Source organism: Desulfovibrio sp. Huiquan2017, assembly GCF_017351175.1.
GTDB lineage: Bacteria > Desulfobacterota > Desulfovibrionia > Desulfovibrionales > Desulfovibrionaceae > Pseudodesulfovibrio.
Map to the genome: position 1 here is coordinate 1 of NZ_JAFMPN010000005.1, position 15,008 is coordinate 15,008.

Sequence of the window (15,008 nt, forward strand, 5' to 3'; positions counted from 1 at the left end):
ATCTTTGTTGCTCAACTCGCTATTTAATTGTCAAAGACCATGTACGTCTTGTTTCTCAAAGAACGTCCCGCGCTTTGCGGGAAATTACAATCTAGATTTTTCTAGACCGGCCGTCAACCACTTTTTGAAACTTTTTTTTCAAATTTCCGAAGCGGCCAACCGTTCATTATGTTTGAGAAAGAACAAGCCGCCGGGTCGTTCCAACAGGGCTTCCCCGTGCGGCGAAAGAGGTTCTAGGTGAATCGCTCTCGGAGGTCAAGCGGTTTTTTCAAAAAAACTTCTCCAAAATCACACTTTGTCATTCAACATACTTAAATAAATGATTTTTTGAAAAAAACTTTTCATGCCCTTTTCTCATCTCGTACGCTAGTCAGGAAACAAGAGCCAGGTTTCCCCTCCCTTTTACCACCTTTGGCCAGGGGATAGCGCTTATGTACGAGTCCCGATATGACGCAGACACGGCAGCAAACATGGCAGATAAGGTCAAGCAAGAGCCACTCCCCCTCTTCTATGCTGTCTCAATCGCTCCCGGAGGAATCATGAGGACAACGACAAGAAACGACTATCTCGAGCGGATGAATACCGTGCTGCTCCATATCCAGGCCAACCTGGACACGGAACTGTCCCTTGAGGGACTGGCAGCGCAGACCTGTTTCTCGCCCACGCACTTCCATCGCATATTCAAGGGCATGATGGGGGAAACAGTGATTGATCACATCCGGCGGATTCGCCTGGAACGGGCGGCTCTGCGCCTGTGCTTCGGCGACCACACCGTGACCGGCACCGCTTTCGACGCAGGCTACGAGACCGTGGAATCATTCAGCCGGGCATTCAAGAAGATGTTCGGTTGCCCTCCCTCCAAATACCAGGAGCGGCATTGGCAGGAGACCCACGACAAGTTCCCGGGACTTATTCACTACAGGCCGGATGCAACGCGCGAGGCATTTCGCCTGAAAGAACGGACGGAGACAAACATGAAAGTGAGAATAGAAAATGTGGAGGCCATGCGGGTCGCATTCATCCGCAAGACCGGGCCGTACAACGAATGCGGCGATGCGTGGGACAGGCTATGCGCATGGGCGGACTCCAAAGGGCTGTTCCGCGCAGACACCAAATTCCTCGGAGTGAGCCATGACGCTCCCCAGGTCACGCCCCCGGACAAAATCCGCTACGACGCATGCTTCACCGTGGACCGAGACGTGAACGGGGAAGGCGAGATCGGCATCCAGACAGTGGGCGGAGGCCGGTACGCCGTGACAACACACAAGGGGCCGTATGATGGATTGGAAGCGACCTATGCCGAACTCATGGGGCAGTGGCTGCCGCACAGCGGGGAGAGGTTCGGGAGCAACCTCTGCTTTGAGCTCTATCTCAACGACCACCAATCCACGCCGCCCGAGGAACTGCTGACCGACATCTATATATCAATTGAATAAACGACGGGACCCGGCCGATATCGGCCGGGTCCCGTTCGGGCTGAACTAAAACTCCAGGCTCTTGGGCGTCCTGGGGAACGGAATGACGTCACGGATATTGTGCACGCCCGTGACGAGCATGAGCATGCGTTCGAAGCCCATGCCAAATCCAGCGTGAGGCGCGGAGCCGAACTTGCGTGAGTCCAGATACCACCAATACTCTTCCTTATCGAGCCCCACCTCGTCCATCCGGGCCGTGAGCACGTCCAGACGCTCCTCGCGCTGACTGCCGCCAATGATCTCGCCGATGCGCGGGACCAGGCAGTCCATGGCGGCCACGGTTTTGTCGTCGTCGTTCATACGCATGTAAAACGGCTTGATGATCTTGGGGTAGTCATAGACATAGACCGGCTTTTTGAACTTCTCCTCGCACAGGAACCGTTCATGCTCGGTTTGGAGATCCATGCCCCACTCCACCGGATATTCGAACTGCTTCTTGGTCTTCTTCAATATATTAATAGCCTCGGTGTAAGGCAGCCGTTCGAAGGGCTCCTTGAGGATGGTCGTAAGCGTAGGCATGAGAGTCTTGTCCACCCACTTGGCGAAAAGCTCCACGTCCTCGGCGCAATTGTCGAGCATGTACCCGACCAGATACTTGATCATCTCCTCGCCCAGATCCATGTCGTCGGTCAGATCGGCGAAGCAAATCTCCGGCTCGATCATCCAAAACTCGGCAGCGTGACGCGGGGTGTTGGAGTTCTCGGCCCGGAAGGTGGGACCGAAGGTGTAGCAATCCCCGAGGGACAGGGCGAACATCTCCACCGAAAGTTGGCCGGACACGGTCAGATTGGACGGACGCCCGAAGAAATCGTTCTCCACAGGCTCCCGGCTCCCCGCCGGAAGCGCGGTCACGCGGAACATCTCGCCCGCGCCCTCGCAATCGCTGCCGGTGATGATCGGCGTATGGATGTAAAAGAACCCCTTGTCCGCAAAAAACTTGTGCACGGCCTGGGCCAAGTGGGAACGCATGCGGAACATGGCCCCGAACTTGTTGGTCCGCGGACGCAGATGGGCGATGGAGCGCAAGAACTCATCGGAATGGCGTTTCTTCTGGAGAGGGAAAGTCTCCTGGTCCGCTTCACCGACGACCTCAAGGGTCTTGCCGCGCACCTCCCACTTCTGTCCCTGGCCCGGAGACTCCACCAGCGAACCGGTGACGGCCACGGACGCGCCCGTGCCGGTACGGCTAAGAGCCTCCTCGGTCTCCGGGGTGTGGTCCACGATCACCTGAATGGTTCCCAGGCAGGAGCCGTCGTTCAGGGCCAGAAAAGAAAATCCCTTGTTGTCGCGCTTGGAGCGGACCCAGCCCATGATGCGGATAGTATCCGCCGGGGCCTGTGCATTCAGCGCGTCGAGAATCTTGGTTCGTTTCATATAGCCGTCCTTCTGCTATTTTTTTACACGCTCTTAGCCGCTCGGTCGGGCAATGGCAATACACGGGACGCAATATCCTCTATTGCCACCACCCACGAGGTAGGCTATTAACTACGCCCGAACTGAAAACGTAATTCTTATAAGAGGCCCTGATGGGATTTTTTAGCAGATTGAAAAAGGCCTGGGCAAGTCCGGAGGAAGCGGCCCAACAGGCCCTGGACGAATACAAGCGGGAAAAAGGGCTGGACCTCGACAATCCGGCCAAGCCCGAACCCGCGCCCGAACCCGCCCCGGCAGCAAAGGCGACGGACGCCGCGCCCACGCCCTCCGAGGATTGGCAGGCCGGACTGACCCTGGCCCTGCGCCAAGCCGACCCCAAACTCTCCCAATGGCTGAACATCATTCTTGAGGGCGTGGACCGAAAGGGACCGGCTCTCCGGGACCGGCTGGCCTTCCTGTTCAAGGCGCTGGGCGCACCCGACGCCGAAGCCGGGAATTTCATCGCCAAATTCGAGTCCTGGCTGGACGACATGGGCTACGATGCCGTGGCCGATTTCAAATCCGAACTCCAATACCGACTGGCCCTGGCCCTGGACCTGGAGGACGAGGAAGACGAGCGCGACCGCCTGTTCCTCAAACTTTCCGAAGGCATTTCCAAAACCCGCGAACAGATCACCAAACGCATCGACGGACTGCTCTCCGCCCACTCCTCCCTGGACGACGACTTCTGGGAGGAATTCGAAGAAATCCTGATCATGGCCGACGTGGGCATGGAAGCGGCGGACCAGCTCATGGACAACCTCAAGGCCCGCGCCCGCAAGGCGGGGACCGACAATCCCGACGACTTCAAGGACATCCTGCGCGCGGAGCTGGAGGACATCTTCAAGGTTCCCAAGCGCATCGAGGCCGTGAACCCGCCCGAAGTATTAATGATGATCGGCGTCAACGGCGTGGGCAAGACCACGACCATCGCCAAGCTGGCCTACCGCGCCCAGATGCAGGGCCGCAAGGTGCTCATCGCTGCGGGCGACACCTTCCGGGCCGCGGCCATCGACCAACTGCGCGTTTGGGCCGACCGCCTGGGCACCGGCTTCTATGCCAAAGCCGAGGGGTCCGATCCGGCGGCAGTGGCCTACGAGGCCATGGACAAGGCCATCAATGAGGGATACGACCTGCTGCTTCTCGACACAGCCGGCAGGTTGCACACCAAGTCCAACCTCATGGACGAACTGACCAAGATCAAGCGAGTGGTGGGCAAGAAGCATGAGGGCGCGCCCCATCGCAATGTCCTGGTCATCGACGCCACCACCGGCCAGAACGCCCTCAGCCAGACCAAGTTGTTCAACCAGGCCGTGGGCGTGGACGAGATCATCCTGACCAAGCTGGACGGCACGGCCAAGGGTGGCGTGGTGGTCGCCGTAACCCTGCAAAACAAGCTGCCGATCACCTTTGTGGGGCTCGGCGAAAAGATGGAAGACCTCCGTCCCTTCGACGGTAAGGACTTCGCCAAGGCCCTGCTTACTTAACCCTTTTACCAAAACGGTAGAGACGACGTGTCCGAAGAATTCAAAGAGCGTAATGGCGTGGAAGAAGGCGAAGAGTCCTTCGCCGAACTGTTCGAACAGTACAGCGAAGGCGGCGGTGACGACCTGTCCGTGGGCGACAAGGTGACCGGCACCGTCATCCAGGTAGGCGAAAACACCGTCTTCGTGGACACCGGCACCAAGCTGGACGGCATTGTCGAACGTGAGGAACTGCTGGACGAGGACGGCAACTGCACCGTGGCCGAAGGCGACAAGGTGGAGCTGTACGTGGTCGGCAAGGACTCCGGCGGCATCAAGCTGTCCCGCGCCATCTCCGGCATCGGCGGACTGGCCATGCTCGAAGAAGCCAAGGCGAGCGCCCTGCCCGTGGAAGGCAAGGTGGAATCCACCTGCAAGGGCGGCTTCAACGTGACCATCCTCCAGCGCCGGGCTTTTTGTCCCGTGAGCCAGATCGACGCCCGCTTCGTGGAAAATCCCGAGGAATACGTCGGCCAGACCCTGGAATTTCTGGTCATCAAGCTCGAGGACCACGGCCGCAACGTCGTGGTCTCCCGCCGCGCCCTGCTCGAACGCGAGGCCGCCGAGTCCACCCAGACCTTCGTTGAGGAAACCAAGGTTGGCGACGAGGTCGAGGGCACCGTCACCCGGCTGGCGGCCTTCGGCGCCTTCGTCGAGATCATGCCGGGCCTGGAAGGATTGGTGCACATATCCCAGCTCGGCTACGGCCGCGTGGCTCACCCCGAGGAAGTCGTCTCCGTGGGCCAGAAGGTCCGGGCCAAAATCACCCGCCTGGAGAAAGACGACAAGGGACGGCTGAAGATTTCCCTGTCCATGAAGGAACTGGCCCAGAACCCTTGGGACACCCTGTCCGCCACCTTTGCCGTGGGCGATATGATCAGCGGCAAGGTCGTCCGGCTGGCCGACTTCGGGGCCTTCGTGGAGATCGCCCCGGGCGTGGACGGCCTCGTCCACATTTCCGAGATGAGCTACACCAAGCGCGTGAACAAGCCCTCGGACATGGTCAAGGAAGGCGACACAGTCACGGTCAAGATCAAATCCATCGATTTGGACAAGCGACGCATCGGCCTGTCCATGAAGGACGCCGAGGGCGATCCTTGGGCCGGAGTGGCCGATCGCTACCAGCCTAGCCAGAAGGTCGAGGGCGTGGTCGAAAAGCAGGAGCAATTCGGCATCTTCATCCAGTTGGAGCCGGGCATCACCGGCCTGCTGCCCAAGTCGGTCATCGCCCGCTCCGAAAAACCCGCCGCTTTCGAGAAGCTGCACGGCGGAGACACCGTGGAAGTGGTCATCGGCGAGGTCAAGGCCGGGGAGCGCAAGATATCCCTGACCACGGGCGACGCCCGGGAAGACGGCGACTGGAAGGAATTCGCGCCCAAGCGCAAGGTGGACACCGGTTCCATGGGGCTGCTCGGCGCCAAACTCCAGGAAGCCCTCAACAAGAAGAAATAACGCGGGCCGACCGCGCAATGAAAAGGCCCGGTCTCCATATGGAGACCGGGCCTTTTCATTGAATTAGCCATTTCGTTTCTCGGGCGTTTGCTCTAGAATGGAGATAAGCCGAGGATTCCGCCATGAGATGCCGACTCCGCCTTATTCTGCTCCTCCTGCTGCTCCCCGTCCATGCGTATGCGGCAGACGTCAACGTGGCCACATCCACGTATTGTCCCCTGGTCTGCGACCAAAACGACGCACCGCACGACGGCATCATGCATGAGGTCCTGCGGCGCGCCTTCGAAGGCACCGGACATCGCCTGATTTTCCATGAAATGCCCTATGTCCGAGCCATACGCGACACCCTGGACGGACGGTTCGACGCAATCACCTACGCGGGCTCAACCCACGCCGAGGACTTCGTCTTCGTCCGCAACCTGGACATGATCAACGTGATACAGTTCGCCACCCGTATCCACAGCCGGTGGCGTTACCGGGGCGTGACTTCCCTGGCGGGCATCCGCTTCTCCATTCCCAGGGGATTCCGGACCGGCAATCCCGAGATAGACGACTACCTGGACAGCCACGAGGGGGACCCGACGCGCATCAGGATGAACTCCGACGACAACCCGACCCAGGCCCAATACGCCAACCTCGAATGCATGCTCAACGACCGCATCGACGCCATGCTCGTGGGCTCCCTGGCCTTCCGCTACATCACCCGGGAAAAGGGCGTGACCGACAAGGTCCGGGTGAACCCCGAGCCGGTGGCAATGTTCTACAACAGGATAGCCTTTTCGCCCCGCTGCCCCGAAGGAAAGAAGTTGCGCGACATAGTGGAAGGAAAAATTCGCGAGATGCGGGCTTCCGGCGAACTACGGACCATCCTCGCCCACTACGGGCTCAGCCCCTAGGACGGAAGGCGGGCAGAACCCGGCCGAAATCAGAAAAGCGGAATGATCTCGACCTGGAAACCCGGCATCTCCAGACGCTGGTGCTGGAGCATCAGCCCGTGCGGGCACTCCCCCCCGCCGTACAGGGGATCGCCGACGATGGGATGACCTATGGAGGCCAGATGGGCGCGAATCTGATGGCGCGCGCCCTTCATGATCAGGCAGCGCACCAGGGAGGTGTCGGCCATGTTGTCGTGGGACAGGGCCGTGACTCCGGTCCAGCGGCGGAAATCCGGGTCCGACTCGGCCAGGACGCGAGTGATCTTGCGGTCGTCCGTGTCCAGCCGGTTGCGGACGGAGACTATGCCGTCCAGGCGCCCACGCACGCGAGCAAGGTAGAATTTCTTGATGCTCCCCTGGCCCTCGTATTCGAGATAGGCCCGACGGGCTTCGGGGGTCAGGGCCACCAGCAGCAGCCCGGAGGTCATATGGTCCAACCGATTAAGCAGGACCGGGGCCTGGCCCGGGAACAGATTAGGCAAAACGGCCTCGGCGTTGGCTTCGCTCTTGCCTGCAATGAGTGCGGAATGCACCCCGCCGGGCTTATTCACGGCGGCGAACCCGTCCTCGCACTTGACGATCCTCAATCCCAATGCACTGGGTGTCGCCATCTCCTCAACTTCCTTCACTTCGACAGGTTGTCCGGTTCGGACCCGGTATCCGGGCTTTCTGGCCCGGCCGTCCACCAACACGCGCTCTTCCTCGCACAGGCGGCGCCGGAGGCGCAGGCCCGTTCCGGGCATGACTGTTTCGAGAACCCGGTCCAGGCGGAGGCCGTCGCCGGACGCGTCGATGTGGAACGTCCCTTGGAAAAGCATGCGCCGAGCATACGCACAAGCTCCTTCCCCGGCAAGGGTTTCCAGTTGCGTTGGCAAGGGATTTGAAGCATTCTGATCCGAAGTTTCAACACATATGGATCATATGGCAAAGGTGACGGGATGGGCTCCGAAGCTCTCTTTATATCGGCAGGGGGACCGAATCGGCTCGACATCACCATGGCCGGGGGCCGGGGGGTGACGAAGGCCGCTTTCTCCACCTCGGGCAATGGGCCGGTCAGGATGCCCGCCAAGGTCGGCGTGCCCCCGCGCAGGATCCATTGTTGCGGCCTGCGCGAGGGATCGTGCCAACAGCTCGTCTGCAACACGGCCCAGCACGGGCGCGACACGACCTTCTCAAAGCACACCCGCTCTCAAAACGGCTTCCTCCGCTCTTACGGCATCCCGGGCGAGCTGTAGCCATGGCCGGATTCCTCTATGTCCTGGCGGCGGCCTTCATGTGGGGCGTCATCGGCGTGTTCACCAAATTCGTCCTGGCCGAGGGCGTCGGAGTATTGGAAATCGCCTTCTGGCGGGCCATGTTCGGCTGGGTCTTTTTCCTGATCCATGCGACGGTGGCCGGACAACTGCGGGCCCATCGCCAAGACCTTCCCGCCCTGCTCGGCTTCGGGGTCATCTGCGTGACCCTTTTCTACGGAGCATATCAGATCGCCATCCGCGACGTGGGCATGGCCATGGCCGCCGTGCTCCTGTACACGGCCCCGGCCTGGGTGGCCCTGCTGTCCAAGCTGGTCCTCAAGGAGGAGATGACCATGACCAAGGCCGCCTGCGTGGCCATGACCATTCTCGGCGTGACCTGCATCAGCCTGGGGCCCAAGCTTATGAGTGCGGCGGCCATCCAACTGAACCTCTTCGGCCTGGCTGCCGGACTAATCTCGGGCTTCACATACGCCCTCTATTACATCTTCGGGAAAAAATTCCTGTACCGCTACCCCACGCCGACCATCTTCGTCTACGCCCTGCCCTTCGGCGCGCTCCTGCTGCTGCCCTTCATCAACTTCACGCACAAGTCGCCCGCAGTGTGGCTGCTGCTGATCGGCATGGCCCTGGTCACCTCCTACGGCGCGTTCTCGTTTTATTATGCAGGCCTCAAACGCATGGACACCACGCACGCCTCGGTGGTCGCCACCTTCGAACCACTGGTGGCCGCGATCCTGGCCTACGCCCTGTTCGGCGAACGATTCTCCCTGATAGGCTACGCGGGCTCGTCCCTGATCATCGCCGCAGTGCTCCTGGTAATCCTGTCCGGCTCACGCCCGCACAAAACCATGGGAAGCGAGGCCTAAACCATGTCTGAACTTCGACAAGTCAAAGCCTCGGCGGGCTCGGGCAAGACGTACCAGCTGACCCGGCGCTTCCTGAGCCTGTTGGACGCGGCGGGCGAGGACACCCCGTTCGTCTGCACCAACCGGCCGGGCCGCGGATTCTCCTGGCCCGAAATCATGGCCGTGACCTTCACCAACAAGGCCGCCGCCGAAATGAAGGAACGCGTGGTCAACGGACTCAAGGCGAGCGCCCTGGGCCTCGAAAAGAACCCGGCCTGCTCGCGGGAAACCGCCCGGACCACGGTCGGTGCGATACTGCGCCGTTACCATCGCCTGAACATCCGGACCATCGACTCCCTGCTGGTCCTCCTGCTCCGGCTCTTCGCCCTGGAATTCGGCGTGCGCCCGGATTTCGAGATCGTCTTTGACGAGCGGGAGCTATTCGACGCGGTCTTCGACCACTTCCTCGGCCTGTGCGAGACCGATGAACCCAGCGCCGCCCTGCTGGACGGCGCGGTGCGCACCCTGATCCGCCGGGAAGGACGCAACGGTTTCTGGGTCCAGGACACGGTCCGCGACCGGCTGCGTGAACTGACCGGCTGCGTCGAGACCCGCGCAAACGCCCTGCTCACGGACCAGGATGCCATCCTGGAACTGCTGACCGAGGAACACGCAGCGCTCATGCGGGCCGTGGCCCGCATGCGGGAGCTGCTCAACGACACCGGCCTGCCGGTCCACGCGAATTTCCCGAAACTCCTGGCCAAGTTCGACAACCTCGGCCTGTTCGACGCACCCGAGACCAAATCCGCCTATCTCTACAAGGACACCCTGTACGAATTCGTCAACGCCAAGGGCAAGGACAAGGTGGATGACCTGGCCGAAGGCGTCTACGCCCGCTTCAAGGAAGCTTGCCGACAGTACGCCGCTGCCCACGCCACCCTGGCGGGGGCCTATTTCCTGGCCCCGGCCATCGAGATCGCCCTGCGCCTGGAAAATGGGCTGGAGGAATTGCAGCGCCGGCAGGGCATGGTCCTCAATGCGGGAGTGGCCGGGCACGTCATCGAACTGCTGGCTGACGGCGGGGCCGTGTCCGAGGCTTACTGCCGCCTCGGATGCCGACTGCACCACATGCTGGTGGACGAATTCCAGGACACCAACCGCGACCAATGGCGGGCCATCACCCCCCTGGCGGGGGAATGCCTGGCCAAGGGCGGCAGCCTGTTCTTCGTGGGCGACGTCAAGCAGGCCATCTATGGCTGGCGCGGCGGGGATTCCGCCCTGTTCGACGAAGTCATGACCCAGCCCGACGTGGCCGGGCTGGCCGGAGACCTCGGGACCGAGAACCTGCCGGACAACTGGCGCAGCCACCGCAACGTGGTCGAGTTCAACAACCGCTTCTTCTCCAACCTGGAAGACCCGGACCAGGCGGCCGATCTGGCCGACCGCGTCCTGCCCGACGCCGATGGGCCCTTCCGCGCCGAGTTCGCCGGACAACTCATCCAAAGCTTCAAGGATTGCGCCCAGTCCCTGCCGGACAAACACCGCGACACCCGGGGCTACGTGCGCATGGAGCGCCTCGAAGGCGGCAGTCCCGGCGAGATCGTGGAGCAGACTCTGGAGCGGCTGGACGCGCTCATGGACGACCTGACCGCCCGGCGCGCCTATCGGGACATCGGCATCCTGGTCCGCTCCCACTCCCACGCCGCCCAGGTCTGCGACCTGCTGGTGCGCAAGAACATCCCGGTCATCACTGAAAACTCCCTGCAACTGGACCGCCACCCCGTGGTCCGGCAACTGGCCGGATTCCTCGGATTCCTGGATTTTCCCCGCGACGACGCCGCGTTCCTGACCTTCGTCGGCGGAAGCGAACTGTTCCTGGCCGAGTCCGGCCTGCCCGAATCCGAATTGCTGGACTGGCTCATCCGCCCCCGCAAACGCCCCATGGGCGTGCAGTTCCGCGAGGACTTCCCGGCCCTGTGGCGGCGGCTCATCGAGCCCTTTTACAACCAGTCCGGGCTGATGACGCCCTACGATCTGACCATGGAGGCCGTGCGCGTCTTCCGCGTGCGGGAACGGCACCCCGAGGCGGAACTGTATGTGCGCCGCTTTCTCGAAGTCGTCCATTTAGCCGAAGAGAACGGCTATGGATCCCTGTCCGCCTTCCTGGAGTACTGGGAGGAAAAATCCGACCAGGAGAAGGTCCCCCTGCCCGAGAACATCGATGCGGTGCGCATCATGACCATCCACAAGGCCAAGGGACTGGAATTTCCCGTGACCATCGTGCCCTTCCATCACTGGAAGACCGACACGGACCGGAACTTCACGGTCCAGACGTACCGGGGACACGACCTGCTCGTGCCCCTGAAAAAAGACCTGGGCCGCCCCTACCAGGAAAGCCTGGGCCGGGCCGTACGCGAACAACTCGATCTTCTGTACGTGGCCTGGACCCGGGCTCGCGAGGAGCTGTACGGATTCTTCCCGGAAAAAGCGATCCGCGTCGCCAACCCGGTGGTCCTCAAGGCCATGGACCAGTTCCTGGAGCTGGACGACGATGGCGTGTTCGAGTTGGGCCATACCCCGGCAGAGACGCATCCCGCCCAAAAAGCGCCCCGGCCCGAGCCCCGGGATCCGGGCCCGGCCTCGGGTGAGGCCGATCTCATGGGCTGGCTCCCCCGGCTGCGGGTCTACCGCCACAACCTGGACGACTATTTCTTCAACGAGCGCATGCGCGGCGAAGTGGCCCACCGGGTTATGGAGCACATGCGGGTCACAGGCCTCGATGCGGCCGACACGGACAGGGCCGTGACCCTGGCGGTCCAGGACTTCCCGGAACTGGGGGCGCTGTCCGATGGGGATCGGGCAAAGCTCGACGCCGACCTGCGCGCCATGGCCGGTTGGGCCCTGGGCGACAAGCGGCTGCGCGGCTGGTTGGCCGAGGGCGCGCGCGAACCCGAAGTCATCGACCAACACGGCGGTTTCAAGCGGTTCGACCTGCTCGTCACCGGCGGGGAAACCGTGGTCGTGGACTTCAAGACAGGCCGTCCTGATCCGCACAACGAAATCCAGGTGCGCGAATACATGGATATTCTCGCAGCCATGGGAGGCTTCGGGAAGCCGCGCGGCTTTCTGATCTACCTGGACCTGCGCGAAATCCGCGAAGTAGGGAGAACGTAGATGCGCCCCGTGATTCTGATTCCCTGGCAGACCGACTTCATGCCCGTGTTGGCCGACATGGTCGCCGCGTCCGACGATCCAGGCCGACTAACGGTCCTCTTCCCGCACAATCGCCCGCGCCGCCACCTCAAGGGGCTGCTCGCCGCGCACCCGTCCATGAAACGGCCCGCGTTCATGCCGGAGATGACCTCCATCGCGGACTTCGTGTCCGGGCTGCACCGCCGCCTTGCCCCCACGCCGCCGGTACGGGCCAACCCACTCGACTTGATGGAGATGCTCCACCGCATCGTCCTGGACCTGAGCGGCCGCAAGGGCCGTCTGCTTTCCCGCCTGCCCGAACTGGACCGCGAAGCCTTCCTGCCCTGGGGCATGCTCCTGGCCCGGCTCATGGACGACCTCCTGCGCCAGGACCTGGCTCCCCAGGACCTGGAATACATGGAGGGCGAGGTCTCGGCCTACGCCGCCGCCCTGTTGGAACAACTGCGCGCCATCCATCACGAATATCTGGCCCGGCTCGACGCCAAAGGCTGGACCACTCCGGGTTTGTCCGCCAGCTTCGTCCTCGACCATCTGGACGACGTGGCCCACGTCCTGGGCGGCAGAACCGTGCTGGCCGCCGGGTTCTACGCCCTGAGCGGAACCGAGGACCGGCTCTTCCGCTTTCTTTGGGAGCGGGAGCTCCTCACTCCGGTGCTGCACTCGGACCCGGCCCTGGCCGAGGGCGGCCGCGCCCACTGGGCCACGGCCGAGCACACGGCCTGGCTCGCCCGCTGGGGCGTACGCCCGGAGATCCCGCAGGGACTCGACACCACTCCCCGCGCCCCGAACATCCGGTTTTGTGAGGGCTACGACCGCCACTCCCAACTGGCCGGCCTGGCCGAGGATATGCGCGAGGTCCATGAGCGCGACACCCTGGACCGCACTGCCGTGGTCCTGCCCGACGAAGGCGCGCTCCTGCCCGTGCTGCACCTCCTGCCCGAAGTGGACCCGGAACTCGAACCGAACATTTCCATGGGCTACCCCCTGGCGCGGACCTCCCTGGCCCGCCTCATCGAGACCTTGTTGACCCTCCAGGAAAACCGCGCCCAAGACGGACGCTATTACTGGAAGGACGTCATCGCCCTCATTCGCCATCCCTACCTCCGCCTGCTCGGCCCCGAGGACCGGCCGCTCAGGCCCGTGCTCCATTTCTGGGAAGCGACCATCCGCCGCGGCGACAAATTTCTCGCCCCCCAAAGCTGGGAACCGGACTGGGAGGACGACGCACTCAAGGATGTGGATCGCGCCGTGGCCGGCCCCCTGCTCACGGAAATCCTGACCCGCTGCCTGGCCGGATTCGAATCCACGTCCACCCTGGCCGAATTGGGTGAAGCCCTGGCCGGGCTGGCGGGCATGCTCCACGCGCACGGGGAGAAGCTGTGGCACACCTATCTCCTGGACGCCGAGTGCCTGTTCCGGCTGACCAACTCGATCATCCCCCAACTCAAAGGAGCCGAAACCTGCTTCAAGCCCTTCGGCCGATCCACTCTGCACGCCTTCCTGCGGCGCATGCTCGACCTGGAACGCGTCTCCTTCGAGCCCGATCCCCTGACCGGACTTCAGGTCCTGGGGGTGCTCGAAACCAGACTGCTCCACTTCGACAAGCTCTTCATTCTCGACGCCGTCGAGGAGCGGCTGCCCGGCACCAACCCCTTCGATCCGCTTCTGCCCGACCCCCTGCGCAGGCTCCTTGCGCTTCCCGACGCCCGCGAACGGGACAACGTCTCGGGCTACAACTTCTATCGGTTGCTCATGGGCGCCAGAGAGGCGGTCGTCTACTACCAGAACGGCGTCCAGCCCGGCCTGCTCGATCAAAAATCCGTGCGCAGCCGATTTGTGGAACAACTCCTGTGGGAACGTGAACTGGCCGCCGGACGGCTCCTGACCCCCGAAGACGGCGTGGTCCGCACCGTGACCTTCCCGGCCAGCTCCCTGCCCGCCGGGCCGCCGCCCATACCGGCGACCGCCGCCGTGCGCGGGGCCCTGACCGAGTTTTTGACCGCCAAAGGGCTGTCGCCATCCAGCCTGGATGCCTACCTGAACTGTCCCAAGCGCTTCTTCTACCAATATCTTTCCGGGGTGCGCCCGGTGGACAGCGTGGACGAGGAAGGCGACCGCAGCGAATTCGGCTCCTTGATACACGACGTGCTCAAGGAATTTCTCCTGCCCCACGTCGGCACCGGCGAAGATCTGGCCGCCCTGGACCCCGAGCCGCTGCTCAACGCCTTCAGCGAGACCTTCCGGGCCGGACCGCTCTTCGCCCGGCTACCGCTGGACACGCGCATGGCCCTCATGGAGGCCGGGCGCTACCGCCTGGAACAATTCGTGGCCACCCAACAACCGGCCACCCTGCTCGGCCTGGAGCACCCCCTGGAAACCGTCCTGACCCAGGACGGCCTGGACATCCCGTTCAAGGGGCGCATCGACCGCGTGGAACGGCGCGAGAAGGGCGTATTCATCCTGGACTACAAAACCGGTGGCGCACAAATGCCCAAGACCCGCTTCTGGGGGGACATGGAGCTGCTCGACCGTATGGCCGGATTCCTGGACGGCGACGTGGACCCCGATCTCCTGACGGATCTGGCCGACGCCGCGCGATCGGTCCAGCTCCCAGCCTACCTGCACCTCTACGCCGAGGCGGCCGGGGAATCCCCGGTCAACGCCGGGCTGGTCCTGCTGGGCCAAAACGGCAAGGAGCAACGGCTTTTCCCGGACAAATGGACCGAAGAGGAAGTGGACGAGGCAGTGGACGAGATCGCCCCGCTCCTGGTACAAACATTGGTCCGACACATGCTCACGGCTCCCCGGTTCGGTCCCCGACCCGGCGACCGCTGCAAGTGGTGCGACTTCTGCAAACCGTGCGGGCAGACCCCGCCCAAGGATAAATAGGAATTCC

The 15,008-nt window shown here is 62.7% G+C and carries 10 protein-coding genes; 8 read left to right on the top strand and 2 right to left on the bottom strand.

Annotation, left to right across the window (positions count from 1 at the left end; genetic code table 11):
• Positions 1-539 precede the first annotated feature (539 nt).
• Complete coding sequence (locus J0909_RS04970; protein ID WP_207260978.1) at positions 540-1,436, top strand: AraC family transcriptional regulator; 897 nt, start codon at positions 540-542, stop codon at positions 1,434-1,436.
• A gap of 45 nt (positions 1,437-1,481) precedes the next feature.
• Here J0909_RS04970 and asnS read toward each other — a convergent pair whose 3' ends face one another.
• Positions 1,482-2,849, bottom strand: a complete 1,368-nt coding sequence (asnS, locus tag J0909_RS04975; protein ID WP_207260979.1) for an asparagine--tRNA ligase — start codon at positions 2,847-2,849, stop codon at positions 1,482-1,484.
• 152 nt (positions 2,850-3,001) lie between these two features.
• Between asnS and ftsY the strand changes: the two genes are divergently transcribed.
• The 3 genes from ftsY to J0909_RS04990 all read left to right on the top strand — a co-directional run bounded on the left by ftsY (position 3,002) and on the right by J0909_RS04990 (position 6,759).
• On the top strand, positions 3,002-4,375 hold the full coding sequence (gene ftsY, locus J0909_RS04980; protein ID WP_207260980.1) for a signal recognition particle-docking protein FtsY: 1,374 nt from the start codon (positions 3,002-3,004) through the stop codon (positions 4,373-4,375).
• Positions 4,376-4,402: 27 nt separating this feature from the next.
• A complete protein-coding gene (locus J0909_RS04985) occupies positions 4,403-5,863 on the top strand; it encodes a 30S ribosomal protein S1 (RefSeq protein ID WP_207260981.1) in 1,461 nt (486 codons plus the stop codon).
• A gap of 122 nt (positions 5,864-5,985) precedes the next feature.
• A complete protein-coding gene (locus J0909_RS04990) occupies positions 5,986-6,759 on the top strand; it encodes a substrate-binding periplasmic protein (RefSeq protein ID WP_207260983.1) in 774 nt (257 codons plus the stop codon).
• Between the two features lie 29 nt (positions 6,760-6,788).
• Here the strand turns inward: J0909_RS04990 and J0909_RS04995 are convergent, their stop codons facing one another.
• Positions 6,789-7,616: an RluA family pseudouridine synthase gene (locus J0909_RS04995; RefSeq protein WP_207260984.1), complete on the bottom strand. Its 828-nt coding sequence runs from the start codon at positions 7,614-7,616 to the stop codon at positions 6,789-6,791.
• Between the two features lie 195 nt (positions 7,617-7,811).
• Between J0909_RS04995 and J0909_RS05000 the strand changes: the two genes are divergently transcribed.
• Genes J0909_RS05000 through J0909_RS05015 form a run of 4 tightly spaced genes read left to right on the top strand, consistent with a single transcriptional unit; the run spans position 7,812 to position 15,001 of the window.
• Positions 7,812-8,033 (top strand): hypothetical protein, encoded by a 222-nt coding sequence (locus J0909_RS05000; RefSeq protein WP_207260985.1) that lies wholly within the window; start codon positions 7,812-7,814, stop codon positions 8,031-8,033.
• Positions 8,034-8,035: 2 nt separating this feature from the next.
• Entirely contained in the window at positions 8,036-8,920 is an 885-nt protein-coding gene (locus J0909_RS05005; protein ID WP_207260986.1) for a DMT family transporter, read from the top strand.
• Positions 8,921-8,923: 3 nt separating this feature from the next.
• Positions 8,924-12,073, top strand: coding sequence for a UvrD-helicase domain-containing protein (locus J0909_RS05010; protein ID WP_207260987.1), 3,150 nt, complete (start codon positions 8,924-8,926; stop codon positions 12,071-12,073).
• A complete protein-coding gene (locus J0909_RS05015; protein WP_207260988.1) occupies positions 12,074-15,001 on the top strand; it encodes a PD-(D/E)XK nuclease family protein in 2,928 nt (975 codons plus the stop codon).
• Positions 15,002-15,008 lie beyond the last annotated feature (7 nt).

Excerpts from the sequence above, each read along its gene's own strand:
- J0909_RS04970 (WP_207260978.1), top strand. The coding sequence starts at position 540 with ATGAGGACAACGACAAGAAACGACTATCTCGAGCGGATGAATACCGTG.
- asnS (WP_207260979.1), bottom strand. The coding sequence starts at position 2,849 with ATGAAACGAACCAAGATTCTCGACGCGCTGAATGCACAGGCCCCGGCG.
- ftsY (WP_207260980.1), top strand. The coding sequence starts at position 3,002 with ATGGGATTTTTTAGCAGATTGAAAAAGGCCTGGGCAAGTCCGGAGGAA.
- J0909_RS04990 (WP_207260983.1), top strand. The coding sequence starts at position 5,986 with ATGAGATGCCGACTCCGCCTTATTCTGCTCCTCCTGCTGCTCCCCGTC.
- J0909_RS04995 (WP_207260984.1), bottom strand. The coding sequence starts at position 7,616 with ATGCTTTTCCAAGGGACGTTCCACATCGACGCGTCCGGCGACGGCCTC.
- J0909_RS05005 (WP_207260986.1), top strand. The coding sequence starts at position 8,036 with ATGGCCGGATTCCTCTATGTCCTGGCGGCGGCCTTCATGTGGGGCGTC.
- J0909_RS05010 (WP_207260987.1), top strand. The coding sequence starts at position 8,924 with ATGTCTGAACTTCGACAAGTCAAAGCCTCGGCGGGCTCGGGCAAGACG.
- J0909_RS05015 (WP_207260988.1), top strand. The coding sequence starts at position 12,074 with ATGCGCCCCGTGATTCTGATTCCCTGGCAGACCGACTTCATGCCCGTG.